This window comes from Kitasatospora sp. NPDC050543, from assembly GCF_044457565.1.
In the GTDB taxonomy this organism is placed as follows: Bacteria; Actinomycetota; Actinomycetes; order Streptomycetales; family Streptomycetaceae; genus Kitasatospora.
The window spans coordinates 186,195-210,076 of sequence record NZ_JBITGZ010000010.1 but is presented as its reverse complement, the minus strand read 5'-3'; the positions used below and the strand labels follow the sequence as shown (position 1 = coordinate 210,076).

At 72.5% G+C, this 23,882-nt stretch carries 22 protein-coding genes and 1 pseudogene; 10 read left to right on the top strand and 13 right to left on the bottom strand.

Translation table 11 applies throughout. The features are described from left to right. The first annotated feature begins 4 nt into the window (after positions 1–4). From ACIBH3_RS15675 to ACIBH3_RS15655, 5 genes are all read left to right on the top strand, one after another. The gene (locus tag ACIBH3_RS15675; protein WP_396312498.1) at positions 5–697 is read left to right on the top strand and encodes a macro domain-containing protein; all 693 of its coding nucleotides are present in this window, start codon (positions 5–7) and stop codon (positions 695–697) included. A gap of 274 nt (positions 698–971) precedes the next feature. Further along, positions 972–2,000, top strand: coding sequence for a DUF3048 domain-containing protein (locus ACIBH3_RS15670; RefSeq protein ID WP_396312497.1), 1,029 nt, complete (start codon positions 972–974; stop codon positions 1,998–2,000). A gap of 151 nt (positions 2,001–2,151) precedes the next feature. Beyond that, the gene (locus ACIBH3_RS15665; protein WP_396312496.1) at positions 2,152–2,391 is read left to right on the top strand and encodes a ferredoxin; all 240 of its coding nucleotides are present in this window, start codon (positions 2,152–2,154) and stop codon (positions 2,389–2,391) included. Next, positions 2,369–3,775, top strand: a complete 1,407-nt coding sequence (locus ACIBH3_RS15660; RefSeq protein ID WP_396312495.1) for an NAD(P)/FAD-dependent oxidoreductase — start codon at positions 2,369–2,371, stop codon at positions 3,773–3,775. The genes ACIBH3_RS15665 and ACIBH3_RS15660 overlap by 23 nt, the downstream gene beginning before the upstream one ends. Before the next feature lie 131 nt (positions 3,776–3,906). After that, the gene (locus tag ACIBH3_RS15655) at positions 3,907–5,139 is read left to right on the top strand and encodes a cytochrome P450 (protein WP_396312494.1); all 1,233 of its coding nucleotides are present in this window, start codon (positions 3,907–3,909) and stop codon (positions 5,137–5,139) included. A gap of 292 nt (positions 5,140–5,431) precedes the next feature. Here the strand turns inward: ACIBH3_RS15655 and ACIBH3_RS15650 are convergent, their stop codons facing one another. Genes ACIBH3_RS15650 through ACIBH3_RS15620 form a run of 7 tightly spaced genes read right to left on the bottom strand, consistent with a single transcriptional unit; the run spans position 5,432 to position 13,269 of the window. After that, on the bottom strand, positions 5,432–6,610 hold the full coding sequence (locus ACIBH3_RS15650; protein WP_396312493.1) for a M6 family metalloprotease domain-containing protein: 1,179 nt from the start codon (positions 6,608–6,610) through the stop codon (positions 5,432–5,434). A 22-nt stretch (positions 6,611–6,632) separates the two neighbouring features. Beyond that, positions 6,633–7,907: an alpha/beta fold hydrolase gene (locus ACIBH3_RS15645; RefSeq protein ID WP_396312537.1), complete on the bottom strand. Its 1,275-nt coding sequence runs from the start codon at positions 7,905–7,907 to the stop codon at positions 6,633–6,635. Positions 7,908–7,909: 2 nt separating this feature from the next. Next, the gene (locus ACIBH3_RS15640; protein WP_396312492.1) at positions 7,910–8,908 is read right to left on the bottom strand and encodes an ABC transporter ATP-binding protein; all 999 of its coding nucleotides are present in this window, start codon (positions 8,906–8,908) and stop codon (positions 7,910–7,912) included. Beyond that, positions 8,905–9,720 carry an ABC transporter ATP-binding protein gene (locus ACIBH3_RS15635; protein ID WP_396312491.1) on the bottom strand — a complete coding sequence of 272 codons (816 nt, stop codon included), beginning with the start codon at positions 9,718–9,720 and terminating at the stop codon, positions 8,905–8,907. The genes ACIBH3_RS15640 and ACIBH3_RS15635 overlap by 4 nt, the downstream gene beginning before the upstream one ends. Next, a complete protein-coding gene (locus ACIBH3_RS15630) occupies positions 9,717–10,709 on the bottom strand; it encodes an ABC transporter permease (RefSeq protein WP_396312490.1) in 993 nt (330 codons plus the stop codon). Before ACIBH3_RS15630 ends, ACIBH3_RS15635 begins: the two co-directional genes overlap by 4 nt. Further along, the gene (locus ACIBH3_RS15625) at positions 10,706–11,587 is read right to left on the bottom strand and encodes an ABC transporter permease (RefSeq protein ID WP_396312489.1); all 882 of its coding nucleotides are present in this window, start codon (positions 11,585–11,587) and stop codon (positions 10,706–10,708) included. Before ACIBH3_RS15625 ends, ACIBH3_RS15630 begins: the two co-directional genes overlap by 4 nt. After that, on the bottom strand, positions 11,584–13,269 hold the full coding sequence (locus tag ACIBH3_RS15620) for an ABC transporter substrate-binding protein (RefSeq protein ID WP_396312488.1): 1,686 nt from the start codon (positions 13,267–13,269) through the stop codon (positions 11,584–11,586). The genes ACIBH3_RS15625 and ACIBH3_RS15620 overlap by 4 nt, the downstream gene beginning before the upstream one ends. A gap of 97 nt (positions 13,270–13,366) precedes the next feature. Between ACIBH3_RS15620 and ACIBH3_RS15615 the strand changes: the two genes are divergently transcribed. Continuing rightward, positions 13,367–14,338: a LysR substrate-binding domain-containing protein gene (locus tag ACIBH3_RS15615; RefSeq protein WP_396312487.1), complete on the top strand. Its 972-nt coding sequence runs from the start codon at positions 13,367–13,369 to the stop codon at positions 14,336–14,338. On the opposite strand, the pseudogene ACIBH3_RS15610 reads toward ACIBH3_RS15615, so the two are convergent. From ACIBH3_RS15610 to ACIBH3_RS15600, 3 genes and pseudogenes are all read right to left on the bottom strand, one after another. Further along, positions 14,320–14,565, bottom strand: a pseudogene (locus ACIBH3_RS15610) (DUF2252 family protein); the annotation flags it as partial. The gene ACIBH3_RS15615 and the pseudogene ACIBH3_RS15610 sit on opposite strands and share 19 nt — an antisense overlap. Further along, positions 14,511–15,878 (bottom strand): diacylglycerol/lipid kinase family protein, encoded by a 1,368-nt coding sequence (locus ACIBH3_RS15605; protein ID WP_396312486.1) that lies wholly within the window; start codon positions 15,876–15,878, stop codon positions 14,511–14,513. The pseudogene ACIBH3_RS15610 and the gene ACIBH3_RS15605, both read right to left, overlap by 55 nt. Positions 15,879–15,909: 31 nt before the next feature. Continuing rightward, entirely contained in the window at positions 15,910–16,410 is a 501-nt protein-coding gene (locus ACIBH3_RS15600; protein ID WP_396312485.1) for a hypothetical protein, read from the bottom strand. A gap of 1,177 nt (positions 16,411–17,587) precedes the next feature. Here ACIBH3_RS15600 and ACIBH3_RS15595 point away from each other — a divergent pair. The 3 genes from ACIBH3_RS15595 to ACIBH3_RS15585 all read left to right on the top strand — a co-directional run bounded on the left by ACIBH3_RS15595 (position 17,588) and on the right by ACIBH3_RS15585 (position 19,281). Then, positions 17,588–17,926: a carboxymuconolactone decarboxylase gene (locus ACIBH3_RS15595; protein WP_396312536.1), complete on the top strand. Its 339-nt coding sequence runs from the start codon at positions 17,588–17,590 to the stop codon at positions 17,924–17,926. Positions 17,927–18,095: 169 nt separating this feature from the next. Next, positions 18,096–18,377: a hypothetical protein gene (locus ACIBH3_RS15590; protein WP_396312484.1), complete on the top strand. Its 282-nt coding sequence runs from the start codon at positions 18,096–18,098 to the stop codon at positions 18,375–18,377. A 202-nt stretch (positions 18,378–18,579) separates the two neighbouring features. After that, positions 18,580–19,281 carry a hypothetical protein gene (locus tag ACIBH3_RS15585; RefSeq protein ID WP_396312483.1) on the top strand — a complete coding sequence of 234 codons (702 nt, stop codon included), beginning with the start codon at positions 18,580–18,582 and terminating at the stop codon, positions 19,279–19,281. Here the strand turns inward: ACIBH3_RS15585 and ACIBH3_RS15580 are convergent. Together ACIBH3_RS15580 and ACIBH3_RS15575 are read right to left on the bottom strand one after the other, a co-directional pair. Beyond that, positions 19,179–19,757: a potassium channel family protein gene (locus ACIBH3_RS15580; protein WP_396312535.1), complete on the bottom strand. Its 579-nt coding sequence runs from the start codon at positions 19,755–19,757 to the stop codon at positions 19,179–19,181. The genes ACIBH3_RS15585 and ACIBH3_RS15580 overlap by 103 nt on opposite strands. 755 nt (positions 19,758–20,512) lie before the next feature. Beyond that, a complete protein-coding gene (locus ACIBH3_RS15575) occupies positions 20,513–21,313 on the bottom strand; it encodes an exodeoxyribonuclease III (protein WP_396312482.1) in 801 nt (266 codons plus the stop codon). Positions 21,314–21,535: 222 nt separating this feature from the next. On the opposite strand from ACIBH3_RS15575, the gene ACIBH3_RS15570 reads away from it, so the two are divergent. After that, entirely contained in the window at positions 21,536–22,309 is a 774-nt protein-coding gene (locus tag ACIBH3_RS15570) for a GntR family transcriptional regulator (protein ID WP_396312534.1), read from the top strand. A gap of 66 nt (positions 22,310–22,375) precedes the next feature. On the opposite strand, the gene ACIBH3_RS15565 is transcribed toward ACIBH3_RS15570, so the two are convergent. Then, the gene (locus ACIBH3_RS15565) at positions 22,376–23,587 is read right to left on the bottom strand and encodes an ROK family protein (protein ID WP_396312481.1); all 1,212 of its coding nucleotides are present in this window, start codon (positions 23,585–23,587) and stop codon (positions 22,376–22,378) included. Positions 23,588–23,882: the final 295 nt, after the last annotated feature.

Here is a 23,882-nt window from a genome sequence, read left to right as displayed (position 1 = left end):
AACCATGACTGTGAACCGCGTACAGCCGCCGCTCAGAGTGGTGTTGACCGACCTCAACGCGGCCGTGGTGGAGTCGTGGCGAGCGGCGTTCGCCGACACCCCCGAGATCGAGATCCACGAGGGCTCGATTCTGGACGAGAAGGTCGACGCCTGGGTCAGCCCCACCAACTCCCGGGGCCGGATGGACGGTGGGGTCGACGCGGTCATCAAGCGGCACCTCGGAGCCGGGATCCAGCTGCGTGTGCAGCGGGCGATCCGCGACCGGTTCGCGGGCGGGCTCCCGGTGGGCAGCGCGGTCTGCGTTCCGTCCGGGGCGGTCGACCCGAAGTTCCTGATCTCGACGCCCACGATGGAGTCGTCCTCGGAGAACGTCAGCGAGACCCTGAACGTAGCCCTGGCGTGCGCCGCCGCGTTCCAGGCGATCCACCGGAAGAACGACGAGGCGCCGGGCAGCATCACGTCGGTGGCGCTGGTCGGGATGGGCGCCCGGACCGGCCGGGTGCCGGCACGGGTGTGCGCCAACCTGATGTGGACGGGCTACACCCTGTTCAACGACCACTCCTTCGAGGATTACGACGACCTGCGCGGCACGATCGTCGCGCAGCTCGACGACATCGAGAAGGCGCCCGCCGAGCAGCGGGTCCGCATCGTGCCGCCCGCCCGCCGCCGAGCGAGGCGAGGCGCAACGTCGGTGTGACCAGCGCACCGGAACCGGCTAGGGCCGACTGATCGTCCTCAGTAGTGTCAACACGTTGCTTCCCAGTCCCGGGGTGGCCGAGCAGGCCCACGGCCTCATCAACCACGCCGTTGCGATCTGGTGCCGCGTTCCGCCTCCTTCCGGCCAGCCGCCGCCGATGCCGCGCCGCGCATCCCGCAGGTCCCGCGCCGGGTACCGGGTTGGGCCCGCCGCCGATCACGACCGGATCCGCACCTGGGAACGCGACCTCTTCCGCGCAGGGAAGGGAGCTTCAGTGAACATCCGCGGCACGGCCCGCGCACCGGCAGCCCGGTGGGCGGGCCTGCGTACCCACGTGAAGATCGGACTGCCGCTCGTGGCGGCCGGGGCCGCGATCGGGCTCGCCGCCGTCCAGGGATGCGGTAGCGCCGCACCCCAACGACCCACAGGGTCGGTGCCCGTGGCACCGGTGCCGAGCCGGCCCGCGCCACCGGCCGCGCAGCTGCCGAACCCGCTCGACAACATCGGAACGGCGGGCAACACCCTCGCCGTGAAGATCGACAATGTCGGCGCGCACGTCCAGGCGATCCACCAGGGACTCGCGCAGGCCGACATCGTGTACTGGATCCAGGTCGAGGGCGGCCAGTCCCGGTTCCTCGCGGTGTACGACGCCAACCACCTGCCCGCCTCGGTCGGCCCCGTGCGCTCCGCCCGGGAGACCGACATCCCGCTCCTCCAGCAGTACGGGCACCTCGACTTCGCCTACAGCGGTGCCATCAGCGGGCTCATTCCGCTCCTCGACAAGGCCGACCTGCAGAACGTCACCCCGTCGACCGACCCGGGGGCCTTCACCCACCGCGCCATGGACCCCACCTTCATCGACCCGCACCAGATCCTCGCCCGGTTCCCGTCCGTGCCCGCCCGCTCTCCCGGCTTCGTGTTCGGCGCCGCGCCGGGCGGCGGCAGCGCGCTCGGCACCATGACCTGGCACCTGCCCGCCGCGTCCATCGGCGTCCGCTTCAACGGCAGTACGTACGACATCGTCGTGGACGGCCGCCCGGCCTGGTCCGGTACAGCGACCGTCGTCGTCCAGCACGTCAGCATCGTCCCCGGCATGTTCACCGACCACAATGCCGGGCACCCCGACAATGAGGTGTTCACGCGGAGCACCGGCTCCGGACAGGCGCAGGTACTGCGCGACGGCAAGGTGTGGAGCGTCGGCTGGAGCCGACCCGACCCCGCCGCGGGCACATCGTTCACCCTGCCCGACGGCAGCACGATGACGTTCGCCACCGGGCCCGTGCTGATCGTGATGGTGCCGTGAGCGCTCCCGTCCGTGGTCGCGCTGCGGCCTGCCGCAAGGTCCGCGCGCCGCCTCGCCATGGCCCGTCACTCCTCCGGAGGCTCCGGCGCGCACGACCGTCGGCCCTCCCGGAGGCTGGCATGGAACGTGCCCCCTCGAAAGGCGGAGCCCGATGAGGCTGTTGGTCGACCTCAACCGCTGCCAGGGATACGCGCAGTGCGCATTCCTCGCCCCGGATGTCTTCACCATGCACGGTGACGAAGCCCTGCTCTACACCCCACACGCCGACCCGGACCAGCGGGAGAAGGTGGAACGCGCCGTTGCGGCGTGCCCCGTCCAGGCGATCGTCCTGGACGACCGGGACGACGCGGCTCCCGCAGGGGCTGGGGATGGAGGATCCGGTGCGCGGTGACGGCTACATCGACTGGCTCAGGCGCGAGGGACGCATCGTGGTCGTCGGCGCGTCCCTCGCCGGACTGCGCGGGGCCGAGGCCCTGCGGGAGACGGGCTTCACCGGCTCCCTCACCCTGATCGGCGACGAGCCCCACGAGCCGTACGACCGGCCGCCGCTGTCCAAACAGGTTCTGCTCGGCAACGCGGCCGCCGAGGAGACCGCACTGCCCCGCCGCCGGGATCTGGACGCCGACTGGCGGCTCGGCTGCGCGGCCACCGGCCTGGACATGGCTGCCCGGCGGGTGAAGCTCGCCGACGGCGACGAGGTCGAGTACGACCGGCTGCTGATCGCGACCGGGGTGCGGGCCCGTCCGTGGCCGCACGAGGCCGAAGCCGCGCTCGACGGCGTGTTCGTCCTGCGCACCCGCGATGACGCGGCACGCCTGAACCGCCGGCTGGAGGCGGGCCCCCGCCGGGTGCTCGTGATCGGCGCGGGTTTCACGGGCTCGGAGATCGCCTCCGCCTGCCGGGAGCGGAACATCCCCGTGACCGTCGCCGAACGCGGCACCGCCCCCCTGGTGGGCGCTCTCGGCGGGGTGATCGGCGAGGTGGCCGGGCAGATGCACCGCGACCACGGGGTCGACCTGCGCTGCGGCGTCATGGTGACGGCTCTGGAGGGCGACGCGGCGGGGCGGGTGCGGGCCGCCCGCCTGTCCGACGGCGCCGAGATCGAGGCGGACGTGGTGGTCGTCTCGCTCGGCGCCACCCGCAACACCGAGTGGCTGGCCGGCTCGGGCCTGGGCGCCGGCCCCCGCGGCATCGCCTGCGACGCCGGGTGCCGGGCGTTCGACATCCGCGGCATCGTCACCGACGACGTGTTCGTGGCCGGCGACGTGGCACGGTCCCCGCACCCGCTGTTCGGCTACCAGTTCCTGTCCCTGGAGCACTGGGGCAACGCCGTCACCCAGGCCGAGGTCGCCGCGCACAACATGATCAGTACCGGCCCGGACCGCATCCCCCATCTGTGGGTTCCCGCCTTCTGGTCCTCCCAGTTCGGAGTGAACATCAAATCCGTGGGCGTGCCGTCCATGGGCACGGAGATCCTCGTCGCCCAGGGGTCGCTCGCCGAACGCCGGTTCACCGCCGTCTACGGTTACCAGGGGCGGGTCATCGGCGCGGTCACCTTCGACCACGCCCGCTGGCTGGAGTTCTACCAGCGGCTGATCGAGTCGACCGCGCCGTTCCCGCCGGAGTTCCCCACCATGGACCGGCGCCCCGAGGGACGCAGCCCCGTTCCGGCCGACTTCCCCGACCCGTCGGTGCCCACGCACGGCCCGACGGTCACCGTCAGCGGGTACTCCCCGGCCGACCAGCGGCTCACGTTCACCGCCGCCCGGCGGTGACGCATCCGTCGGCCGTGACACATCCGCCGGGCCGGAGCCCGGACCATCGCCGGGGCCCGGTCCGTCCGCCGCCCGAACCCGGCCCGAGCCCCATGCCCCCGGGCCGGCGCCCACGCACCCAAGGACCCGTCATGACACACGCCTCGCTGATGCAGCAGATCACCGACTACGCCAACCGCGCCGACCCGTACCCCCTCTACGCGGAACTGCGCAGGAATCCGGTCCACCGGGACGAGACGGGCAGCTACGTGGTCAGCACGCACTACGACATCATCAGCCTCCTCCACGACCCGCGGATCAGCTCCGACATCCACAACCGGGCGGCACCCGCTGACGCCGGACTCTCGCAGGAGGAGGCCGACGGGGTCCTGCCGCCGACCTTTCTGAAGCTCGACCCGCCCGAGCACGATCGGCTCCGGGCGATGACCAACCGCCCCTTCGGCCCTCCGCACAGCCCCCGGCGCATCGACGGCATGCAGGGCGAGCTGCGGACCATTGTCACGGACCTCATCAACGGGCTGGACGGCGACACCATCGATCTGGTCGACCGGTTCTCCTACCCCTTCCCGGTCACCGTGATCTGCCGGCTCCTCGGAATCCCCCGCGACGACGAGGCCAAGTTCCACGGCTGGGCCGACACCGTCGTCAGCAGCCTCGACCCGCAGCACGGCCAGGACACCACCGAGCGGGACCGCGCCGCCCAGGAGGCCCGGGTGCAGCTCGGCATGTACCTGAACGGCTTGATCGAGGACCGCCGCAAGTCGCCCGGCGACGACCTGCTCTCCCAACTCATCGCCGGCCACGGTCCCGAGGGCGCCATGACCAGCATGGAGGTGCTCAGCACCGCCGCACTGCTGCTCGTCGCCGGCCACGAGACGACGGTCAACCTCATCAGCAACGGCATGCTCACCCTGCTGCGCCACCCGGACGTCCTCGACCGGCTCCGCGACGACCCGCGCCTGGCGGTGCCGATCGTCGAGGAGCTGCTGCGGTACGAGCCGCCCGTGCAGATGCTGCCCAACCGCACCCCGATCACCGCCATCGAGGTCCACGGCGTTGCCATTCCCAAGGGTGCCCCGCTGTGCCTGGTCGTGGCGGCCGGCAACCGCGACCCCCAGCGCTTCGAGGACCCGGACCGCTTCGATCCCGACCGCAAGGACATCCAGCACCTCGGGCTCGGCAGCGGAATCCACAGCTGCTTCGGCGCGCCGCTCGCCCGGCTGGAGGCCCAGATCGCCCTCGTTGAACTCGCCCGCCGACTGGAGCGGCCACGGCTCGTGGAGGACCCCCCGCCCTACCGCCAGAACGCCGTACTGCGCGGGCCCCGCCAGTTGGCCATCGCGATCGACGGCGTGCGGCCGTAATCCATCACGGAGTCCCGGACGGCGGCGAACTCAGTCTCCTGACAGCCACTCAGGTGCCGACGACGGCGAGCAGGCGGCCGCCGGGCGGAGCGCTCTGGTGGAGGTTCGCAAGGGGGATGTCGAGAGGGCTCGCACAGTGGTGTTCCTCCTGGGGCGAGGACGGTGAGGAAGGCCCGGCCGGGGGCGGAGAGCCCCCGGCCGGGCCCCGGCGCGCCGTGCGGACGCGGGTGGTGGGGCACCCGAACGGCCGCCCGCGCGGCGCGGGCTCAGGGGGTGTCCGAGGAGCGGGCGGTCAGCCGGTCCGGGTGACCGTCACGGTGTCGGAGAGCGGGCCCTGGTGGCCGACCTCGATCCGGACGCCGGTGGCGGGGTCGGTGAAGGACTCGCCGGCCCGGTAGGCCGCCAGGTCGAGCGGCCGGCAGCCCGAGGGCGGTGTGGCCTCAGGGTGGCCGTTGATCACCCGGACCGGGCCGTTGCCGGTCCGGACGGAGGTGTCGACGTGGTAGATCAGCACACCGGACGAGCACGCGGACGCGTCGCCGCCGACGGTGCGGCGGGACTCGGCGACGTACGCGGTGGTCTCGCCGGTGCGGACCACCGCGATCTTGGTGCCGCCGGGGCGTTCGATCGCCCGCAGGTGGACCGCACGGCTGCCGGTGGTGGGCAGGCAGGCGACCTGGCGGTCGTCGATCCACCCCAGCTTCCAGCGCTCCCAGCCGAGATGCTGCGGTGCCGGTCCCGAGATGAGGCCCATCACGTCCCAGCCGCCGACGAAGCGGTGGGCGTCGGTGCCGTCGAAGGCGTACAGGTCGGGCAGGCCGAAGGTGTGCGAGGTCTCGTGGGCGGCGACCTTGGGGCCCCAGCGGTACATGTCCTGGCCGAAGGTGACCGCCCATTTGATCCGCGTGCCGCCCGCCACGATGCCGGGGGCGGCCGGGTCGTACAGGTAGGTGGGCGAGAAGGTGATGGCGGAGGCCGATCTGGTCGGGACGATGTAGAGCAGGTCGTACCGGGAGAAGTCGACGCCCGGGCCGGCGGCCTCGACGGCCTGGCGCACGTACGCTTCGTGCTGTTCGAAGCTGATGCCGCGCTGGAAGCCGTAGGAGCCGGAATCCTGCGGCAGGTGGAGCCAGCGGTTGAGCGGGGTGATGGCGAGGCGGGTGCGGCCGTAGGATTCCTGCCTCATCCAGTCGGCGGCCGGGGCGAGTTGGTGGTAGTAGTCGCCGAGTTCGCCGGTGGCCGGGGCGTCGGGGAAGTCGACGAAGAGCATCAGCACGTGCTTGGTGCCGATCGGCCGCTGGAACTGCGTGCGGTCGGTGTCGTGGCCCTCGTCGGTCCAGCCGGTTCGGCCGGGCAGGGCGCAGGCGGCGGCGGAGGCGGTGGGGGAGGACGCGCTGGGGGAGGGGGACGCGGCGGCGACCAGCGGGAGGGCCAGCGCCAGGGCACCGGCGAGGAGGCGGGGGTTCAACACGGTTCTCCCATCGGGGGTTTGCTCAGGCCCGGCCGGAGGCCAGGTCCATCAGACGCGCGAGGACCCGCCCACCGGAGGCGGTCACACCGTCGTGCTCCCACTCGTTGGTGACCCAGGCGCGCAGGCCGCCGACCGCGCGGGCGGTGCGCAGGGACAGGCCGGCGTCCACGTACATGTCGTCGTGGTAGACGGCGGCGGCCACCGGGACCTGGTTGGCGGCGAGCCGGGCCGGGTCGTACAGCTCGGGCCAGTCGGTGCGTGCGGCGAGCAGGTCGGCGGCCTCGGCGAACGGGCGCAGGCCGGCGACCTCCCGGAACATCCAGGGGTAGATCATCTCGCCGGTGAGCATGAGCGGGTCGGCATCCTCGGCGAACGCGGGGTGGGCGGCTAACGCGCGTTCGGCGGCCCAGCCGGTGGCGGTGGCGCCGCGGCCGTAGATGGACTCCTGGAGGACGGCGAAGAGTGGGTTGTCGGTGAAGGAGGTCAGCTGCATGACCTGGTGGAGGAAGGTGGCGGTGGGGGCGCCGTCGGCGCCGAGGGCTTCGTCGAGCAGCCAGTGCAGGCGGGCGGAGCCGTCGCCCATGCCGAGCATGAGGCCGAGGGTGCGCAGGCGGCGTGCGGTGAGCCGGTCGCCGTCCGGGAGGTGGACCGGGTGGCGGTCGAGCAGGTCCGCGAGGTGTCGCAGCAGCGGGCGGTCGCCGGGGTGGTGGAGGTAGTGGGAGGTGAGCCGCTCGCGCACCCGGGGATAGGTGGCGGCGTACACGTCGTCGGCGGTGGCGTCGAGGCCCGGCAGTCCGCCCGTGATGTAGCAGGCGCGCAGGCCCGCGGGCGCGAAGGAGAGGTAGCTGAGGGTGACGAAGCCGCCGTAGCTCTGGCCGAGCGTCTCCCATGGTCGGTCACCGCACAGTTGGCGTCTGATCAGTTCGGCGTCGGCGACGATCGAGTCGGCCCGGTGCAGCGCCAGGTGATCCGCCAGGCGGCGGGCCGGGCCGAGGCCGGCCGCCGCGCGGGCGGTGACGGGGGTGGAGCGGCCGGTGCCGCGCTGGTCGAGCAGCAGTACCCGGTGGGTCTTCAGGGCGTGGTCGAGCCAGCCGCCGGTGTTCACCGGGCGCGGTGACTTCCCTCCCGGCCCGCCCTGGAGGTAGAGCAGCCAGGGCAGTTGGCGCCCGGCGCGAACCGGGTCGGCCAGCTCGCGGGCGAAGACCTCGATGGTTGCGCCGCCGGGGTCGGCGTGGTCGAGTGGGACGGTGAAGGCGTGGTCGGTCACCGCGAGCCCGGGCAGGCGGTGTCTGGTCAGGATCACTGTTGCGACTCCGGGTGGTGACAGGCGACTTCGTGGCCCGGCGCGATCTCCCGCAGGGTGGGTCGCTCGGCGGCGCAGCGGTCGTCGGCCTTCGGGCAGCGGGTGCGGAAGCGGCAGCCGCTGGGCGGGTTCAGTGGGCTGGGCAGGTCACCGCGGAGCACGATGCGCTCGCGGCCGCGCTCGGCGTCCGGGTCGGGCAGCGGTACGGCGGACAGCAGGGCGCGGGTGTAGGGGTGGGCCGGCGTGGCGAACAGGGTGTCGCGGTCGGCGGTCTCGACGACGGACCCGAGGTACATGACGGCGATCCGGGAGCTGATCTGCCGGACGGCGCCGAGGTCGTGGGCGATGAACAGGTAGGCGAGACCGTACTCGTCCTGGAGGTCCTTGAGCAGGTTGAGGATCTGGGCCTGCACCGAGACGTCGAGGGCGGAGACCGGCTCGTCGCACACCACCAGCTTCGGCCGCAGGGCCAACGCACGGGCGATGCCGATGCGTTGGGCTTGGCCACCGGAGAATTCGTGCGGGTGGCGGTCGGCGTGTTCGGCCTTCAGCCCGACCCGTTCCAGCAGCCGCTCCACCGGCTCGTCGGGTACCAGCTGCTGGTAGGCGAAGGGCGAGGCGAGGATCCGGCGGACGGTCTGGCGGGGGTTGAGCGAGGAGAGCGGGTCCTGGAAGACCATCTGGAGTTCGCGGCGGACCGGGCGCAGCCGGCTTTCGTCGAGGTCGGCGAGGTCCTGCCCGGCGAATCGGATGGTGCCGGAGGTCGGCCGCTCCAGCCGGGTGAGCAGGCGGGCCACGGTTGACTTGCCGCAGCCGGACTCGCCGACCAGGCCGAGGGTTTCGCCCGGGCCGACCCGCAGTGAGACGCCGTCGACGGCGGTGACGTGTCCGGCGAGGCGCCGGGTGAGGCCATGTCGGACAGGGAAGCGCTTGACGAGGCTGCGGGTTTCGAGCAAGGGGGTGTCCAGCGGGGGAGTCTCCAGCGGGTGGCTCATGAGCTCGTCTCCAGGGTGGGCAGCCGGTGCGGCAGCGGCCCGTCGACGCGCGGCACGCAGGCGAGCAGGCCCCGGGTGTAGGCCGCTTGCGGGCGGTGGAAGACGTCGTGGACGGTGCCGCGTTCGACCGCGCGGCCGTCGTGCATCACGACGACCTGGTCGGCGAGCCCGGCGACCACGCCCATGTCGTGAGTGATCAGCATGATCGCGGTACCGGCCTCCCGCCGCAGTTCGCGCAGCAGGTCGAGGATCTGGGCCTGGACGGTGACGTCGAGCGCGGTGGTCGGCTCGTCGGCGATCAGCAGGTCCGGCTCCAGGCACAGCGCCATCGCGATCATCACCCGCTGGCGCATCCCGCCGGAGAACTCGTGCGGGTAGGAGCGGGCGCGCCGTTCGGGCTCGGGGATGCCGACGCGCTCCAGCATCCGAACGGCGACCCGGTGGGCCGCCTTCCGCCCGGCCCGGTGGTGGGCCCGGTAGGCCTCGGCGATCTGGAAGGCCACCGGGTAGTACGGGTTGAGGCAGGACAGCGGGTCCTGGAAGACCATGGCGATCCGGTCGCCGCGCAGGCGGCGCAGGGAGCGCTGGTCCATACCCGTCAACTCGCGCCCGTCGAAGCGGATTTCGGCGTCGACCCGGGCATCGCGGGGCAGCAGCCCGAGCACGGCGAGGCTGGTGACGGACTTGCCGCTGCCGGACTCCCCGACCACGCCGAGTACCTGCCCGGCCGCGAGGTCGAGGTCGAGTCCGTCGACGGCACGGACACCGGAGGCGAAGTCGACTGTCAGGTCTCGTACGGTGAGGAGAGTCATCCGACGGCCCTCACTCTCGGGTCGAGCACGGCATAGACGAGGTCGACCATCAGGTTGGCGAGCACCACGAAGCCGGCGGCGAACAGCGTCACGCCGAGGATCACCGGCTGGTCGGCACCGGTGATGGCGTCGGCGGCGAGCTTGCCGACGCCGGGCAGGCCGAAGACCGACTCGGTGATGAGTGCACCGCCGAGCAGGGCGCCGAGGTCCATGCCGAAGATCGTCACGATCGGCATCAGCGCGGGCCGCAGCGCATGGCGCCGTACGACGGTGACCTCGGCCAGGCCCTTGGCCCGCGCCGTGCGGACGTAGTTCTGGCCGAGACTCTCCAGCATCTCGCTGCGGGTGACCCGGGCGTACACGCCGGCGTAGAGCATGGCCAGGGTGATCCAGGGCATCACCATCGACTGCGCCCAGCCGGCCGGGTCCTCGGTGAGTGGGACGGCCGTCGGGTAGGGCAGCAGGTTCAGCTCGACCACCAGCAGGTACTGGAGCACCAGCGCGGTGAAGTAGACCGGCAGCGAGACCCCGCCGAGGGCGGCCGTCATCGCGGCGCGGTCCCAGAGGCTGCCGCGCCGCAGCGCGGACACCACGCCCGCCGCCACGCCGACGGCAAGCCACAGCAGGGCCGCGCCGACGGCGATGGAGACGCTGACGGGCAGCCGGCCGGTCAGCATCCGCCAGACCGGCTGGTTCGTCTGGAAGCTGAAGCCCAGGCAGGGGAACGGGCACTGGACGGCCTGCGCGCCGTTGCCGTAGCTGCGGCCGGTGACGATGCCGCCGAGGTAGTCCCCGAACTGGGCGAGCGGGGAGCGGTCCAGGCCGAGGGTGGCACGGATGCCGGCGAGCCGTTCGGGGCTGCAGGCCTTGCCGCAGGCGCCCTGGGCCGGATCGGCGGGCATCAGGTAGAAGATCGCGAAGGTGATGGCGCAGATCACCAGCAGGACGAGTGCGGTGACGACCAGTCTTCGCAGCAGGTAGAGGATCATCGTGATGCGCTCCGGGGGTCGAGCGTGTCGCGCACGGCGTCGCCCAGCACGTTGAACGCGAGCACGGTGACGAACAGAAGGACGCCGGGGATGAGGAAGTAGGCCGGGTCGGCGGCGTACCAGGGCACGGCGGTGGCGATCATCTGCCCCCAGGAGGGCGTCGGCGATTGCACGCCCACGCCGAGGAAGGACAGTCCGGCCTCGGTGGCGACGCAGGCCGGGATCGACATCGTCGCCACCACCAGCACCGGTCCGGTCAGGTTGGGCAGCACCTCGCGCAGCAGCAGGGTCCGCCGGGACGCGCCGAGCACCCGGGCCGCCGCCACGAACTCGCCGCGGGCGAGCACCATCGCCTGCCCGCGCACGATCCGCCCCACGTACGGCCAGCCGAAGAACCCGAGCACCACGACCAGCAGCAGTCGGCGGTCGGCACCGGGCGCGGCCGAGATCAGCGCGATCATGAAGATCAGGCTGGGGAAGGACATCAGCAGGTCCATCAGCCGGCCGATGACGGTGTCGGTCCAACCGCCGAGGAAGCCGGCGAGCAGGCCGAGTGCGGTGCCGAGGACCAGGGACACGGTGGTGGCCAGGACGGCGATCAGCAGGGAGACCCGCGCGCCGTACACCACCCGGGCGAGCACGTCCCGGCCGTTGACGGGCTCCACGCCCAGCCAGTGCTCGGCGCTGATCCCGCCCGCGACCCCGCGTGGCAGTCCGCCGAGCGCCGGGTCCACCGCCTCGCCGTGGAAGGCTGTCGGGGAGCTGCCGGCCAGCCAGGTGATCAGGGGGGCGGCGAGTGCGGTGAGCACCAGCAGGGCAACCGCGGTCAGCGCCAGCGCCGCCGAGCGCTGGGCCAGCAGCTTTCGCAGGACGGTCACTTCCGCAGCCCCAGCGAGACGAGGTCGAGCCGGCCGACGAAGGCGGTGTGCCCGTACGCGCCGGCCACGTTCGGTCCGACCAGGACGGCGGCCCGGTCCCAGAGGAAGGGGACGACGGGGGCGTCCCGCATGATGCGCTTGGCGAGCTCGCCGTACGCACTCTGCGCGGCGGCCGGGTCGCCTGCGGCCGCGATCTCGTCCAGCCGGCCGTCGACGTCGGGGGAGTCGTACTGGGAGCGGTTGTTGTTGCCCTCGGGGGTGATCAGCCGGCCGTCGAACAGGATCGGCAGGTAGGTGGAGGCGCCCGGCCAGTCGGGCGTCCAGCCGTCGATCACCAGGTCGTGCTGCCGGGCGGGGCTGCCGACCGTGCTGTAGAAGGCCGAGGAGCTGATCTCGTTGATCCTCACGGTGATGCCGGCCCGGGCGAGCGAGGCCTGCACCGCCTCGGCCTGTGCCTTGCCGCCGGCGGTGGCCGGGGTGTCGAGGGTGAGCTCCAGGCCGGAGGCGTGACCGGCCTCGGCGAGCAGGGCCTTGGCCTTGTCCGGGTCGCCCTTGCCGTCCTTGCTCGGGTACGGGTCCTCGGGGGCCGCGCCGATCAGGGTGGGGGGTAGCAAGGTGGTGGCGAGGTCTCCCGCGATCGGGCCGCCGCGGGTGGTGCGCAGGGCGTCCTTGTCGAGCGCGTACGCGATGGCCTGCCGCACCCGGACGTCGTCCAGCGGCCGGTGCCTGGTGTTGATGCCGAGGAAGCGGGTGTTGATGGACTCGCCGGTGACCAGGCGCTTCTTCAGCTGCGGGTCGTTCATCACCCGTCCGACCGAGGCCGGACCGATCGGCTCCAGCGCGACGGCGTCGGCGTCCTCGCCCTGACCGGCGATCAGCCGCTGGTCGACCACCGCCGGGTCGAGGTTGAGGTCGATGACGACCTTGTCCGGCAGGCCCTTGCGGACGCTGTCGGTGGTCCGGTCCCACGCGGGGTTGCGGACCAGGGTGAGCCGCTTCTTGGGCTCGAAGGTGTCGATCCGGTACGGGCCGGAGGAGAAGGGGTGGTTGTCGTAGCCCACGCCGGTGTCCTTGTCCTGCGGCACCGGGGCGAACATCGGCAGCGATACGGCGGAACCGAAGTCGGCCACCGGACGGTTGAGCCGGAAGACGATGGTCCGCTCGTCCGGGGTCTCGATCGACGCGAGCCCGGTCGGGTCCTTGTACGGCCCCTTGTACGTTTCGCCGCCCGCCAGCCAGAGCCGGGCGTACGGCGGGCCCTCGGGCAGCTCGGCGGCGAAGGTGCGCTCGACACCGTACTTGACGTCCTTGCTGGTGACGGGCCGGCCGTCCTCGAACTTCACGCCGTCCTTGAGGGTGAAGGTCCAGGTCCGCGCGCCGTCGGCGGGGCGCCCGGTGTCGGTGGCCAGGTCCGGGACGATCTGCCCGCCGGCCTGCCCGGGGGCGGGGGCGAACGTGGTGAGCGTCCGGTAGACCAGCCGGCCCACGTCCTGGGTGGAGGTGACGTAGGCGCGGGCCGGGTCCAGGTGTTCCAGGTCGATGCTGGAAAGGACGTGCAGGGTCCCGCCCGGCGCCGGGGTGGCGTCCGTGGCCGCACCGCTGCCGTCCGGCCCACCGCAGGCGGCCGCCGACAGCAGTCCGAGGGCTGCGGCCAGGGCGCGTGCGGCTCTTCGTGTCCTCATGTGTCCCCCTTCTATGCGATATGACATTTCACATGTGGACAAGATTGGGCCGCCCGGACCCCTTTCGGGAGCTCTCAGCTGCCCATAACATCCGCTTATGGAGCTTGAGATCCGGCATCTGCGGATGATCTGTGCCATCGCCGAGGCCGGCAGCCTCACCCGCGCCGCCGCCTCGCTCCGGCTCACCCAGCCGGGTCTCAGCGCCCAACTGCGGCGGATCGAGAGCATGTTGGGCGGCCCGCTGTTCGACCGCCGACCCACCGGCGCCGTCCCGACCGCCTTCGGCGAGACCGTGCTCACCCGCGCCCGCGCCGTCCTCCCCACCGTCGACGAGCTGCTGAACGCCTCCACCCTGGCCGCCCGCGCCGGCAGCCCGACACCCCGCCTCCGGCTCGGGTCCGTCAACGCCCCGCTGCTCGGCGGGCTGATAACCGCGCTGCGCACCCACCGACCCGGGGCGCGGATCGCCTCCCGCGCCCAGGGCTCGTCCGTTCCCCTGATCGACGACCTCGCGCACGGGCGCCTCGACGCCGCCGTGGTCGGCGACTGCCCCGGCTACGAGCTGCCCGCGCGGCCTGGTGTGGTCCTGCGGCCGGTGGTCACCGAGCCCGTGTTCGTCGCCCTGCCGGCCGGCCACCGCCTCGCCGCCCGGCCGGAGGTCCACCTGGGCGAACTGGAGGGCGAGGACTGGGTCTCACCGCGCCCGGACGACGACCGGGTCCGCGAGTACTGGTCCACCACCTTCCACGCGACCGGCCACCGGATGCGCACCGTCCACGAGGCGGAGGGGCGGCTGCTGCTCGAACTGGTTCGCAGCGGGCACGCGGTGAGTCTGTGTCAGGCCACCTTCGAGGAGGTGCCGGGCATCGCCGTACGGCCCATCGCCGGCGACCCGCTCTGGTACCGGCACCTGATCGCCTGGCACCAGGCGGGTCAGCTGGCGGCCCTGGGGACGGCGCTCGTCGAGCACGCGCGCGCGGCCCACCGGGTCGCGGCCGAGCGCAGCTCGGCGTACCAGCGGTGGCTCCACGTCGCCGGGGACCGATGCGCGGCGGCGGTCACCGGCTGACCCTCGTTCTCGCGGGCGGCCACCGCGATGCTGGCGGCGAGCCGCTTGACGTCCCACTCGAACGGCCCGGGCAGCGTCTCGTCGAAGTCGTTGACGTCGAACAGCAGCGCCCGTTCGGGTGAGGCGAAGGCGCCGAGGTTCATCAGGTGCGCGTCGCCGCAGAGCTGGACGCTCAGGCCGGTGTTCGGGACGGCGGCGAGGTCGGCGCCGGCGCCGGCCGCGGCCGGCTGAAAGCCAGGGTGAGGATGTCACGCCAGTGCATGGGCGGGCTGGCGGCCGGGGCCCCCGGGCGATGCTTCGGTACCAGGACCCGCAGTGCGCCCGGGCGGATGGAGCAGGTGACGGGTGCGGGCATGGTGAGGGCCTCTCCGTCCACGGCGACCGGGATGCTCTCCGCGTCCGATCCGACGACGATCCGGCGGGAGGTGAGTACCTGGAGCCCGGTTGCCTTCGTGCCTCGGAGCGCGATGTCAGCGGCCTGGGCTGCGTTGTTCACGCGGATCCCGAGGAGGCCCAGCACGCCGAGGTCGAGCCGGACTCTGCGGCCGCCCGCGGTCATCGGTTCGGGGGCGGCGTAGGGGTTGTTGCTGACCAGCAGTGCCTGCTGGGACTCCAGCCGTATCTCGTCGAGTGCCGCGTCGAGGGGGTGGCCGGCGTATCCGAGCAGGAGGTCGGGCAGGGCGTTCAGTGCTGTGCCCGCTTTGGCGTCCCGGTATTCCGGTCGTTGCACGATGTCCGCGTAGACGCCGAACGAGGCCGTGTTGACGAAGGCCTGGCCGCCGACGACGCCCAGGTCGATCCGGAGTTCCTCCCCGTCGGTCAGGGCGTCCAGGCAGCGGGACGGGTCCTCGCGGTCCAGGCCGAGGTCCATGGCGAAGTGGTTCCTGGTGCCGGCGGAGATCACCAGGAACGGCAGGTCGTGTTCGGCGGCCACTTCGGCCACCCGGGCCTGGGTGCCGTCGCCGCCCGCCACCCCGAGCAGGTCCGCGCCGCCGGCGACCGCCTGACGGGCGAGCGCGGCGACGTCCGTCTTGACCGTCGTGTCCAGCAGTACCACCCGGGCGCCCAGTGCCTCGGCCTTCTCGACCAGGCCGAACCGGCCGACCTTGCCGCCGCCGGACTTCGGGTTCATGATCAGCACCGGATGCCGGGGGAGGGGGCACGTCACGGCCTGCATGCCCTGGGGTTGCCGAACCCCGCGCAGAGCCGACCGCGCGCAGACCGTGGCGGCTGCCCACAGCGCGATGGCGACCAGCGCCGCGGGCCAGACGTCCGCCCGGGCGTAGATCACCAGGATGGCCACCGGTGCGGCCACCATGAGCACTGCCCCGGCCACCCTCAGGGCCCCACGGTGGGCCAGCACCCACCACGTACCCACGGCCATGAGCGCCGCGCCGGCCAGCCCGACCACGAGGACGAGCAGACCGCCGGGGCCGCTCGCTGCCACCAACGCCACCACCGCGCCCAGTGCGCAGGCCAACGCCAGCCGGGCCAGCCGGCGGGCGCGCGCGGATGTGCCGGAAGGGTGCGACTGGGACATCGTCCTCACGTCCTCACGTCCTGGCCGAGTCTCATGCCGACCCCGGCTGCTGCTGCGGTGGATGTTCGGTCATGTCGTGTTCCCGAACAGTTCGGCGGCGGTGTCGATGGTCAGGCCGGAGCCGAAGTGGGGACCGCCGCCGGTGTTGTGGACGGTGGGCGAGGAGTTCGTCGGGGTCGTCGCCGAGGATGCGGCCGAGCATGGCTGTGGCGGCCCGCTCGCGGGCGTCGAGGACGGCTTCGCGAGTGGTGATCTTCCAGCCGGCCTCGACGGCCGGTACGACGGCCTTGGGGTTGAAGCATCCGAACGTGGCGGCCACCACCTCGCCCGCGACCCGGCCCATGCACGCGCCGCGGCTGGTGCAGTAGGCCTTCAGATCGGGCCGGGCGAAGCCGTCCTGGGTGACCGGGCTCCCCTCGAACCCCAGTGCCTGGTACTCCGCGTGGGCCTCGGGGGCGAAGTACACGCCGGCCGCAACCGGCTCGACGGCGTTGCGCAGCCGCCGGGCCCTTTCGTGGAAGTCGCTGGTCATCGCGTGTCCTGCCTACTGGGAGCTGGTGGATGACAGCGGCGTCAGCCGGCCGCTTCGATTGCCACGGAGCCTTCGAGACGGAGACGGGAGATGGGTGAGCGGCCGCCGGAGGCAGGCTCGGCGACAGCGGGGGGCGACTGGCGGAACCGGCCGTGATGGCCAGGGGGTGGGAGCCGACGCAGGTCACGAGCATCCTGCTGGTGGAGCCGGTGCCGCCCGTGCAGATGTGGGAGAGCACGCCGCGTGGTGAGCACGGACGATCGCGAATTGAGCCATGCCACCATGCTGCGCGCCGCACGGACCCGGCGCATCCGCCCCTCGGGCGTTGTCGTGGCCGTGCCTGTCTGCGGCCCTGGAGCGCTTGTTCACAGGAGGTCGTGACCGGTGCCGCCTCTTCGGTCGCTGCCGGCGCACGTGCGGCCTCGGCGCTTTCACCCTCGGCGGCGCTCCTTGAGCACACGCGCCGTAGGCCCGGACCAGCGTGCCGTCGCCATGATCGGCGACCGACAGGGCATCGGCACCGGCACCGCGGAGGAGGACGGAGCCGTCGCGGGTCAGGGCCCGCCGCAGGACGGTCCCTGAAGCGCGCCGCAACGCGGCATGCGCGGCCGGCGTGCCCACGCCGACGACGGCGTCTTCTTGACCAGCCTCCTGGACGCCCGTTGGGAGCCCCGTTCCTCACACCGTGGACGAGACCGTCCCACGCACCCGAAGGCCCGGATGGGTGGAGGCGGGGCGTCGCGGCGCAGACGCCGGCAGCGGCTGTACTGGGGCTGGACCTGCCGCCCGGCGGGTCGGCACGGACGGGTGGTGGCGGGATCGTGCAGGTCCCCGACAGCGGCGGCGACCGACTCTTCACGGCCCACCGTTCGCCGTGTCGCGGCCTGGTCGACGACGGTGCTGCTGGCGCTCGGCGTGGCGACGGTCGTCATCCTTGTCTCCGTGCAACTCCGAGCTGCCACAGTGCCGTTTATGATCGCGGGCCACCGCCGCCCTGTGAGAGGCCGAGGTCAGTCGGCCTGCACCCCGGGCCGGCCCGCAGCGGACCGCATGGCCCCAGTGCGGCGGGGCCGCAGGCCCTCTACGGTTGTGGGAGGACGTCCGAGGCTCGCGGATATCCGATCCTTCCGCGTTGACTCCCTTAGGCGTCGGCCTCGCCACCAGGAGACCACTTGACATCTCCACCACATCTGAAACCCCAGTCCTGGACACCCTCGCAGCCATGACCGTCGACTCGCTCGAGCGGTGCGGGCTGGCCCCGGACATGCTCATCCTCACCCGCATCGCGGCGCTCGCAGTCTCGGACGCACCCCCGATCTCCTACCTCGCGCACATCGACCCGGGCCTGCGGGCCGGCCTGACTGCCGACCAACTGCAGGACGTCCTGGTCGCCATCGCCCCGATCGTCGGCACGGCCCGCGTCATGACGGCCGCCGGCAACATCGCGGCGGCGCTCGGCGTCGCGATCGCCGTCGCCGTCGCCGACGCCGAGATCGAAGCCGAGGCACAGGGCTGACCGTCGGACGGGCAGTCCCATCGGCCGCGCCCGACAGCAGCTGCGGATCCACCCGTACACGCCCGGCAGTCACGGCAGCAGCATCGGGGCGTTTCTGCAGGGCAGGGCGCCGCTCGCACCGCTCACCGCCGCCGATCCGCCCGCGTTCGTCGAGGGCACCGGGTTGGCGATGAACACCCTGCCCCCGAACGACTTCTCCTTCTACGAGCTCCTCGACACCCTGGTCCAGGAGCAGCCCGCCGTCTCGGGCGACCTGGAGGCCGGCGGGGCGTTCCGCGCCATCGGCATCGCCAAGGGGAGTGCGTTCAAGCCCGATGCGCGGATGCGCGCCCTGCTGGAGGACGCCGTCGCCCTCGGCAACGCCGCCGCCCGCGCGGTCGGACTGCGCGCCCGCGAGCAGGAGGCCTGCAGATCGCCGGCTCCGACTGGCCCGTCATCGGCATCGTCCTGATCTCCGTCTCCACCGTCACGGGCATCGCCTGGTACGTCCGCCATCGGCGGGCCACCAGGAATGACCAGTCGAGCCCGGGCCCGCGGTATCGAGGAGCGAAGCCGGAGGAAGATCGCGATCTACTGAGGTGGACCCGCGGCATGACCGGGACAGAACCGAAAGCGACCCCCAGGAGGCGCTGATGTCACCGGAGGATCGGGCGATGGACGCATCCGGATCCGACGGCCAGCAGACGGGCTCGCCGCACGGGTGGAACGCCCGCCTGTACTGTCTGTGGATCCTGTACAACACGATCGCCTTCATCACCGTGCTGACCGTCGGCTTCGTCCTCGCCCTGGTGGGCAGCAACGTGCTCCACCTCTCCCTCGCCAGCGGCCACGTGATCGTGGCGCTCGTGATCGCGACCCTCGGGGCCGCCCTGTTCGGTGGCGTGCTGGGATCGCTGCAGTGGCTCGTCGTCCGCGAACGCGTCCCCGTCCCGCGCAAGGAGTGGGTCACCGCCAACGTCGGCCCGGCGCTGCTGGCCTGGCTGCTGGTGATCATGCCGGCCGTGATCGACGCCCAGAACACCCACAAGAACGCGTCCACCGCCTACCTGCTGGCCGCCAGCCAGTCACTCGCCCTGGGCCCGCTGCTCGGCCTGTCCCAGTCACTCGTGCTCCGCAAGGTCACCAGCCGCTGGAAGTGGTGGATCGGGGCGAACCTCGCCTCCTGGCTCATCGTCGACGCCGTCGTCTACCTGCTGGCAGAACTCCTCGGCGGCTCCGACGTCCTCACCGCGAAGGGCTCGATCGCCGAGGTCTACCTCACCCTGATCGCCACAACCCCGCTCACCGGCCGGGCCCTGCTGTGGGTACTGGCACCCTCGGCGCTGACCGTTCCCAGGGAGCCCGGCCCGCCCTGACAGGCCCAGTAGTCGTCGCCCCTGAGATGCCGAAGGCAGCGGGCCGGAACCTCGTCCATGGACTGCGGCGCGCGCCGCTGGCCGCGATGATGCGGCCCGGCGGGCTTCGTCACCGCGTGTCGGACGAGCCGCCGTTCCCACCACCGGGCGTCGTCGGCTGCTGCTGCCGCATGCCCTCCTGGACCGCGCCGACCAGGTACCGGGCCACCACACCGAGCAGCACGAGGTCGACCCGTCATCTGCCCCGTGGCCAGCAGCCGCGCCGGCTCGCTGCGCGGGCTGATGTCCCCGAAGCCCACCGCGCTGAACACGGTCATCGTGAAGTACAGCGCATCCGTCCGTGACAGTGATTCGCTGAAGCTCTCCGGAGTGCTGCGCTCCAGCAGGTAGTAGACAGCGGCGAACAGCAGCAGGAAGAGCGGCAGCGCCGTCGCCACCGCCTCGACGGCCCGCAGCTGGGGCCGCGGGGATCGCATGATCACACGGACCTGCCAGGACAGCAGCAGCGCCACCGCTGCGAGGCCCCCGACGAGCGCGATGACGGTGCCGGCGGTGAAGGCGGCATCCAGCGGCAGCAGGTAGTAGGCGGCGATGACCACCCCCGTCCCCACAACCGAACGAACCACGGCGAGCAGGGTTTCCCGTCGGCGTCCGCCCGGACCCCTCGCCATGGCTTCCCCTCTCCGCCTCACACACCGCACACCGCGACCACGTCGCCGGGCCATCTCCAGGCGGTCACTCTCCCGGGTGATCCGAGAGCCATCCGGCAGGCGCACCACGGGAGTCACCGGTCTGGCGGACCCCTGTAGTCCTCGGGAGCACCGCAGCGGCATGGTGAAGCGCCCTGCGGTTGGACAGCAGCTGGACGAGGCCAACCAGCTCGCCCTGCTGAAACAGCGGCTTGCCGCCGGTGACGACGACGCGCCGGGCCGATCGGCCCATCGCCCACGCAGCCAGGTCCTCGATACTGTGCCGGGTGGAGACCTCGCGCGGGTCGAACTTCGACCGGTCCCAGGTGAACGAGGTGTCGCACCCGGGGCAGTACAGATGCTCCGACTACGCGGAAGTCTCAAGCCTGCTGGTGGCAGGCCGGACCGAGATAACACGTCACGGCCGCAAGCAGCGGGTCGCAGTCATTCAACCAGGCTTGGCCCTCGAAGAGTCGGCGAGGGCCGTATGTCGCGGTCCCTGGAGTGGGGCCCCTGGTCGACGGGTGCGGCGAGGAGTCGCCTCAGGTTCGGTCGAAGGCTGTGGTCACGGGTGCGTGGTCGGACCAGCGTTCGGCGTGGGAGGCAGGGCGTTCGACGTAGGCCTCGACGGCCCTGTCGGCCAGGCCTTTTGTACAAACAATTAGGTCGATTCGCCAGCCGGAGTCGTTGTCGAAGGCGCGGCCGCGGTAGGACCACCAGGTGTAGGGGCCGGTCCGGTCGGGGTGCATCGCGCGGACCACGTCGACGTAGCCGACCTCGTCGAAGACCCGGCCGAGCCAGGCCCGCTCCTCGGGGAGGAAGCCGGCGGACTTCTGGTTGGCCTTCCAGTTCTTGAGGTCCTCGGGGCGGTGGGCGATGTTCCAGTCGCCGCAGACCACCACCTCGCGGCCTTCCTCGGCGGCCCGGGTGCGCAGCGTGGCGAGGTGGACGAGGAACTCGGCCATGAAGCGCTCCTTCTCCTCCTGGCGTGGGGTGCCGACTTCCCCGGAGGGGAGATAGAGGCTCGCGACGGTCAGACCGGGCAGATCGATTTCCGCATATCTGCCCGAATTGTCGAATTCGTTCGAGCCGAAACCGATCGTCGTCCGCTCCGGGGCCTGCCGTGAGAGCACGGCCACCCCGGCCCGCCCCTTGGCCTCGGCCGGTGCCCACACGGCGTGCCAGCCGGTCAGGTCCTTGAGCTCGGCGGGCAGCTGCGCGGGCTCGGAACGCACCTCCTGCAGGCAGATCACATCGGCCTCGGTGGCGGCGAGCCACTCCAGGAAGCCCTTCTTGGCCGCCGCCCGAATCCCGTTCACATTCACACTCGTCACCACGGTCACCTGCGCAGCGTACCGAGCCGCGGCCGCGCCGGACGAACGGCACCGGACGAACGGGGCCGGGCATGTCGCGCATTGGTCTTGACCATCTCCCGAATCAACCCCTAGGGTCGTTTACTGCAAGGACCTTTAATAAAGAAGGACGGATAAAGCCCGGTCTCCCACCTGCCGCAACACCGGGCAATGGGCTGGGTCCACGCTCCTTCCGGCTGGGTGGAGGACATGGTGGGGACGACCGGACAGCTCTCGGCGGTGCCGGAGCCGAAGTACTGGCACCTGCGGACGGTGCTGCTGCGCGCCATCGACACGGAGTTCTCCACCGGTCAGGTGCTCCCCAACGAGCGCGAGCTCTCCGCCCGCTTCGGCGTCGCCCGGGCCACCCTGCGTCAGGCGCTCGACCAGCTGGAGCTGGAGGGCCGCCTGGTCCGCCGGCGCGGCATCGGCACCCTGGTCGCGGCGCCCCGGGTCGGCGTTCCGGTCAGCCGCAACGAGGAGGGCTGGCCCGGCGCCCCCGGCGGCCAGGCCTGGCGCACCGTCGACTGCACCACCGCCCCGGCGTCCGCGCAGCTCGCCCAGGCCCTCGGCATCCTGGTCGGCGCCACCGTCCACACCGTGCGCCGTACCCGGCAGGTGCAGGGCCGCAGCATGGGCACCGAGTCCCTGCACGTCCCCGCCGCCTCGCTGCCGCACCTGCCGGGCTTCCGGGCCGAGGGGGACCGCGCCCGCTCGGTGCTGCGCCAGCTGGAGCGCCTGGAGGTGGACGGCGAGTCCCGCTCGGTGGAGCTCGGGGTGGCCGAGGCCGAGGAGGCCGCGCTGCTGGAGCGCCCACCCGGCAGCCCGGTGCTGGTGGTCACCACCCAGTACGCCGCCGCCGGCCGCCTCGTCGCCCTGGCCGTCTCCACCTACCGCGCCGACACCTGCAAGCTGACCTTCGGGGAGGCCGGATTGGTCGAGGTCGCCCCGGTCGCCGAGGGAGCGGCCGTACGCACGGCCTCCTGAGCCCGGCGGAGAACGCGCCGAAGGGCCCGCGCACCACCCGGTGCGCGGGCCCTTCGGCGCGTTCGCTCAGGCCCGGCTGCCGTGCGGGCCGGGCGCGCCCGGCGCGACCGCCGCCGCGCCGGGCGGGTCGACGGCGAACAGCAGCTCCTCGACGTGGTCGAGGGCGACGCGCAGCGCACCCGTCGCGACCGCCTCGGAGCCCAGCGCGGAGAGCGTGACCTCCGGTGCCCGGAGGCAGAACTGCGCCAGCCGCTCGCGCAGCGGCTCCAGGACGCCCTCCAGCCCGACCGCCCAGCCGCCCACGACGACCAGCTGCGGGTCGATCGCCAGCACCAGCGCGGCCACGTTGTGCACCAGCCGGCCCAGGAAGCGGTCCAGCGCGACCTGCGCCACCGCGTCGCCCTCGCGCGCCAGCCGCAGCACCCGCGCCACCGCCACCTCGTCCAGGGGGTCCAGCGGCTTGCCCGTGGTCGAGAGCAGGCGCTCGGGCGTGGCCTCCTGGCCCAGCAGGTGCAGCGCGCCGATCTCGCCGGCCGCGCCGCCGAAGCCGCGGTGCAGCCGGCCGTCGATGAGCGACCCCGCGCCCGGGCTCAGCCCGGCCATCACGAACACCACGTCGCCCATCCCCACCGCGGCGCCCTGCCAGTGCTCGGCGATGGCGGCCAGGTTGGCGTCGTTCTCGATCAGTACGGGGCAGCGGAACGAGCGCCGCAGCCGGGCCCCGAGGTCCAGGCCCGTCCAGCCGGGGATGGCGGTGCCGAGCCGTACGGTGCCCTCGCGGTCGACGATCCCGGGGGTGCCGACGCCGACCGCCCACAGGTTGTCCCGGGAGACGCCCGCCTTGCGCAGCACCTCGGCCACCACACCGCGGGCGGCGCCGAGCCGTTCCTCGGCCTCCAGCGTCTCGTCCACCGGCTTGAAGTGACTGCCGACCACCTGGCCCGTCAGATCGGCCAGGATCACCCGGATGTCGTGCACCCCGACCTCGATGCCCAGGATGTGCCCGGCCTCCGCGCGGAAGCGGAACCAGCGGGCCGGCCGCCCGCGCCGCCCGGTGCGGCCGGCCTGCCCCGCGGCCTGGCCCTGCTCGACCTCGGCGACCAGTCCGGACTCCACCAGACCCTCGATCACACCCTCCACCGTCGGCCGGGACAGCCCGGTGTCACCGACCAGCTGAGTGAGGGTCACCGACTGACCGGCCCGCAGTGCGCGGAGCGTGACGGCGGCGTTGATCCGCCGCAGCAGCGAGGAGTCTCCTCCGGTGAGCCGATCCGCCAAGACGCTGCCCTTCCGCGATCGCGCGACAGCCCTGGCGCGCGGTGCCGAGTGCGCGGTGACCTGCGAATGCCCCGCGAGAGTGTGCCCGTCCGGGCGTGGGCGCGCGGGAGCGCACGGGCCGGAGGGCGTCAGCCGGATGCTACCGGCGCGCCTTCCGGCGGGCGAGCATTTCCGCAGCTCATGACGGCTTCGGTATCGAAACGGTACGCAAGCGCCGTGCCGCGTCGACACCCGGGCGGGCCGGCGTTGGGGTGACGGTACGGCAGGGCGTCGAACTCCCCGCCGCGCGTGGGGC

Coding starts and splice junctions, on each gene's coding strand:
- ACIBH3_RS15600 (WP_396312485.1), bottom strand. CDS start 16,410: ATGACCAGCGACTTCCACGAAAGGGCCCGGCGGCTGCGCAACGCCGTC.
- ACIBH3_RS15590 (WP_396312484.1), top strand. CDS start 18,096: ATGAACACCCTGCCCCCGAACGACTTCTCCTTCTACGAGCTCCTCGAC.
- ACIBH3_RS15675 (WP_396312498.1), top strand. CDS start 5: ATGACTGTGAACCGCGTACAGCCGCCGCTCAGAGTGGTGTTGACCGAC.
- ACIBH3_RS15655 (WP_396312494.1), top strand. CDS start 3,907: ATGACACACGCCTCGCTGATGCAGCAGATCACCGACTACGCCAACCGC.
- ACIBH3_RS15605 (WP_396312486.1), bottom strand. CDS start 15,878: ATGTCCCAGTCGCACCCTTCCGGCACATCCGCGCGCGCCCGCCGGCTG.
- ACIBH3_RS15620 (WP_396312488.1), bottom strand. CDS start 13,269: ATGAGGACACGAAGAGCCGCACGCGCCCTGGCCGCAGCCCTCGGACTG.
- ACIBH3_RS15630 (WP_396312490.1), bottom strand. CDS start 10,709: ATGATCCTCTACCTGCTGCGAAGACTGGTCGTCACCGCACTCGTCCTG.
- ACIBH3_RS15615 (WP_396312487.1), top strand. CDS start 13,367: ATGGAGCTTGAGATCCGGCATCTGCGGATGATCTGTGCCATCGCCGAG.
- ACIBH3_RS15660 (WP_396312495.1), top strand. CDS start 2,369: ATGGAGGATCCGGTGCGCGGTGACGGCTACATCGACTGGCTCAGGCGC.
- ACIBH3_RS15665 (WP_396312496.1), top strand. CDS start 2,152: ATGAGGCTGTTGGTCGACCTCAACCGCTGCCAGGGATACGCGCAGTGC.
- ACIBH3_RS15580 (WP_396312535.1), bottom strand. CDS start 19,757: ATGCGATCCCCGCGGCCCCAGCTGCGGGCCGTCGAGGCGGTGGCGACG.
- ACIBH3_RS15585 (WP_396312483.1), top strand. CDS start 18,580: ATGGACGCATCCGGATCCGACGGCCAGCAGACGGGCTCGCCGCACGGG.
- ACIBH3_RS15640 (WP_396312492.1), bottom strand. CDS start 8,908: ATGAGCCACCCGCTGGAGACTCCCCCGCTGGACACCCCCTTGCTCGAA.
- ACIBH3_RS15635 (WP_396312491.1), bottom strand. CDS start 9,720: ATGACTCTCCTCACCGTACGAGACCTGACAGTCGACTTCGCCTCCGGT.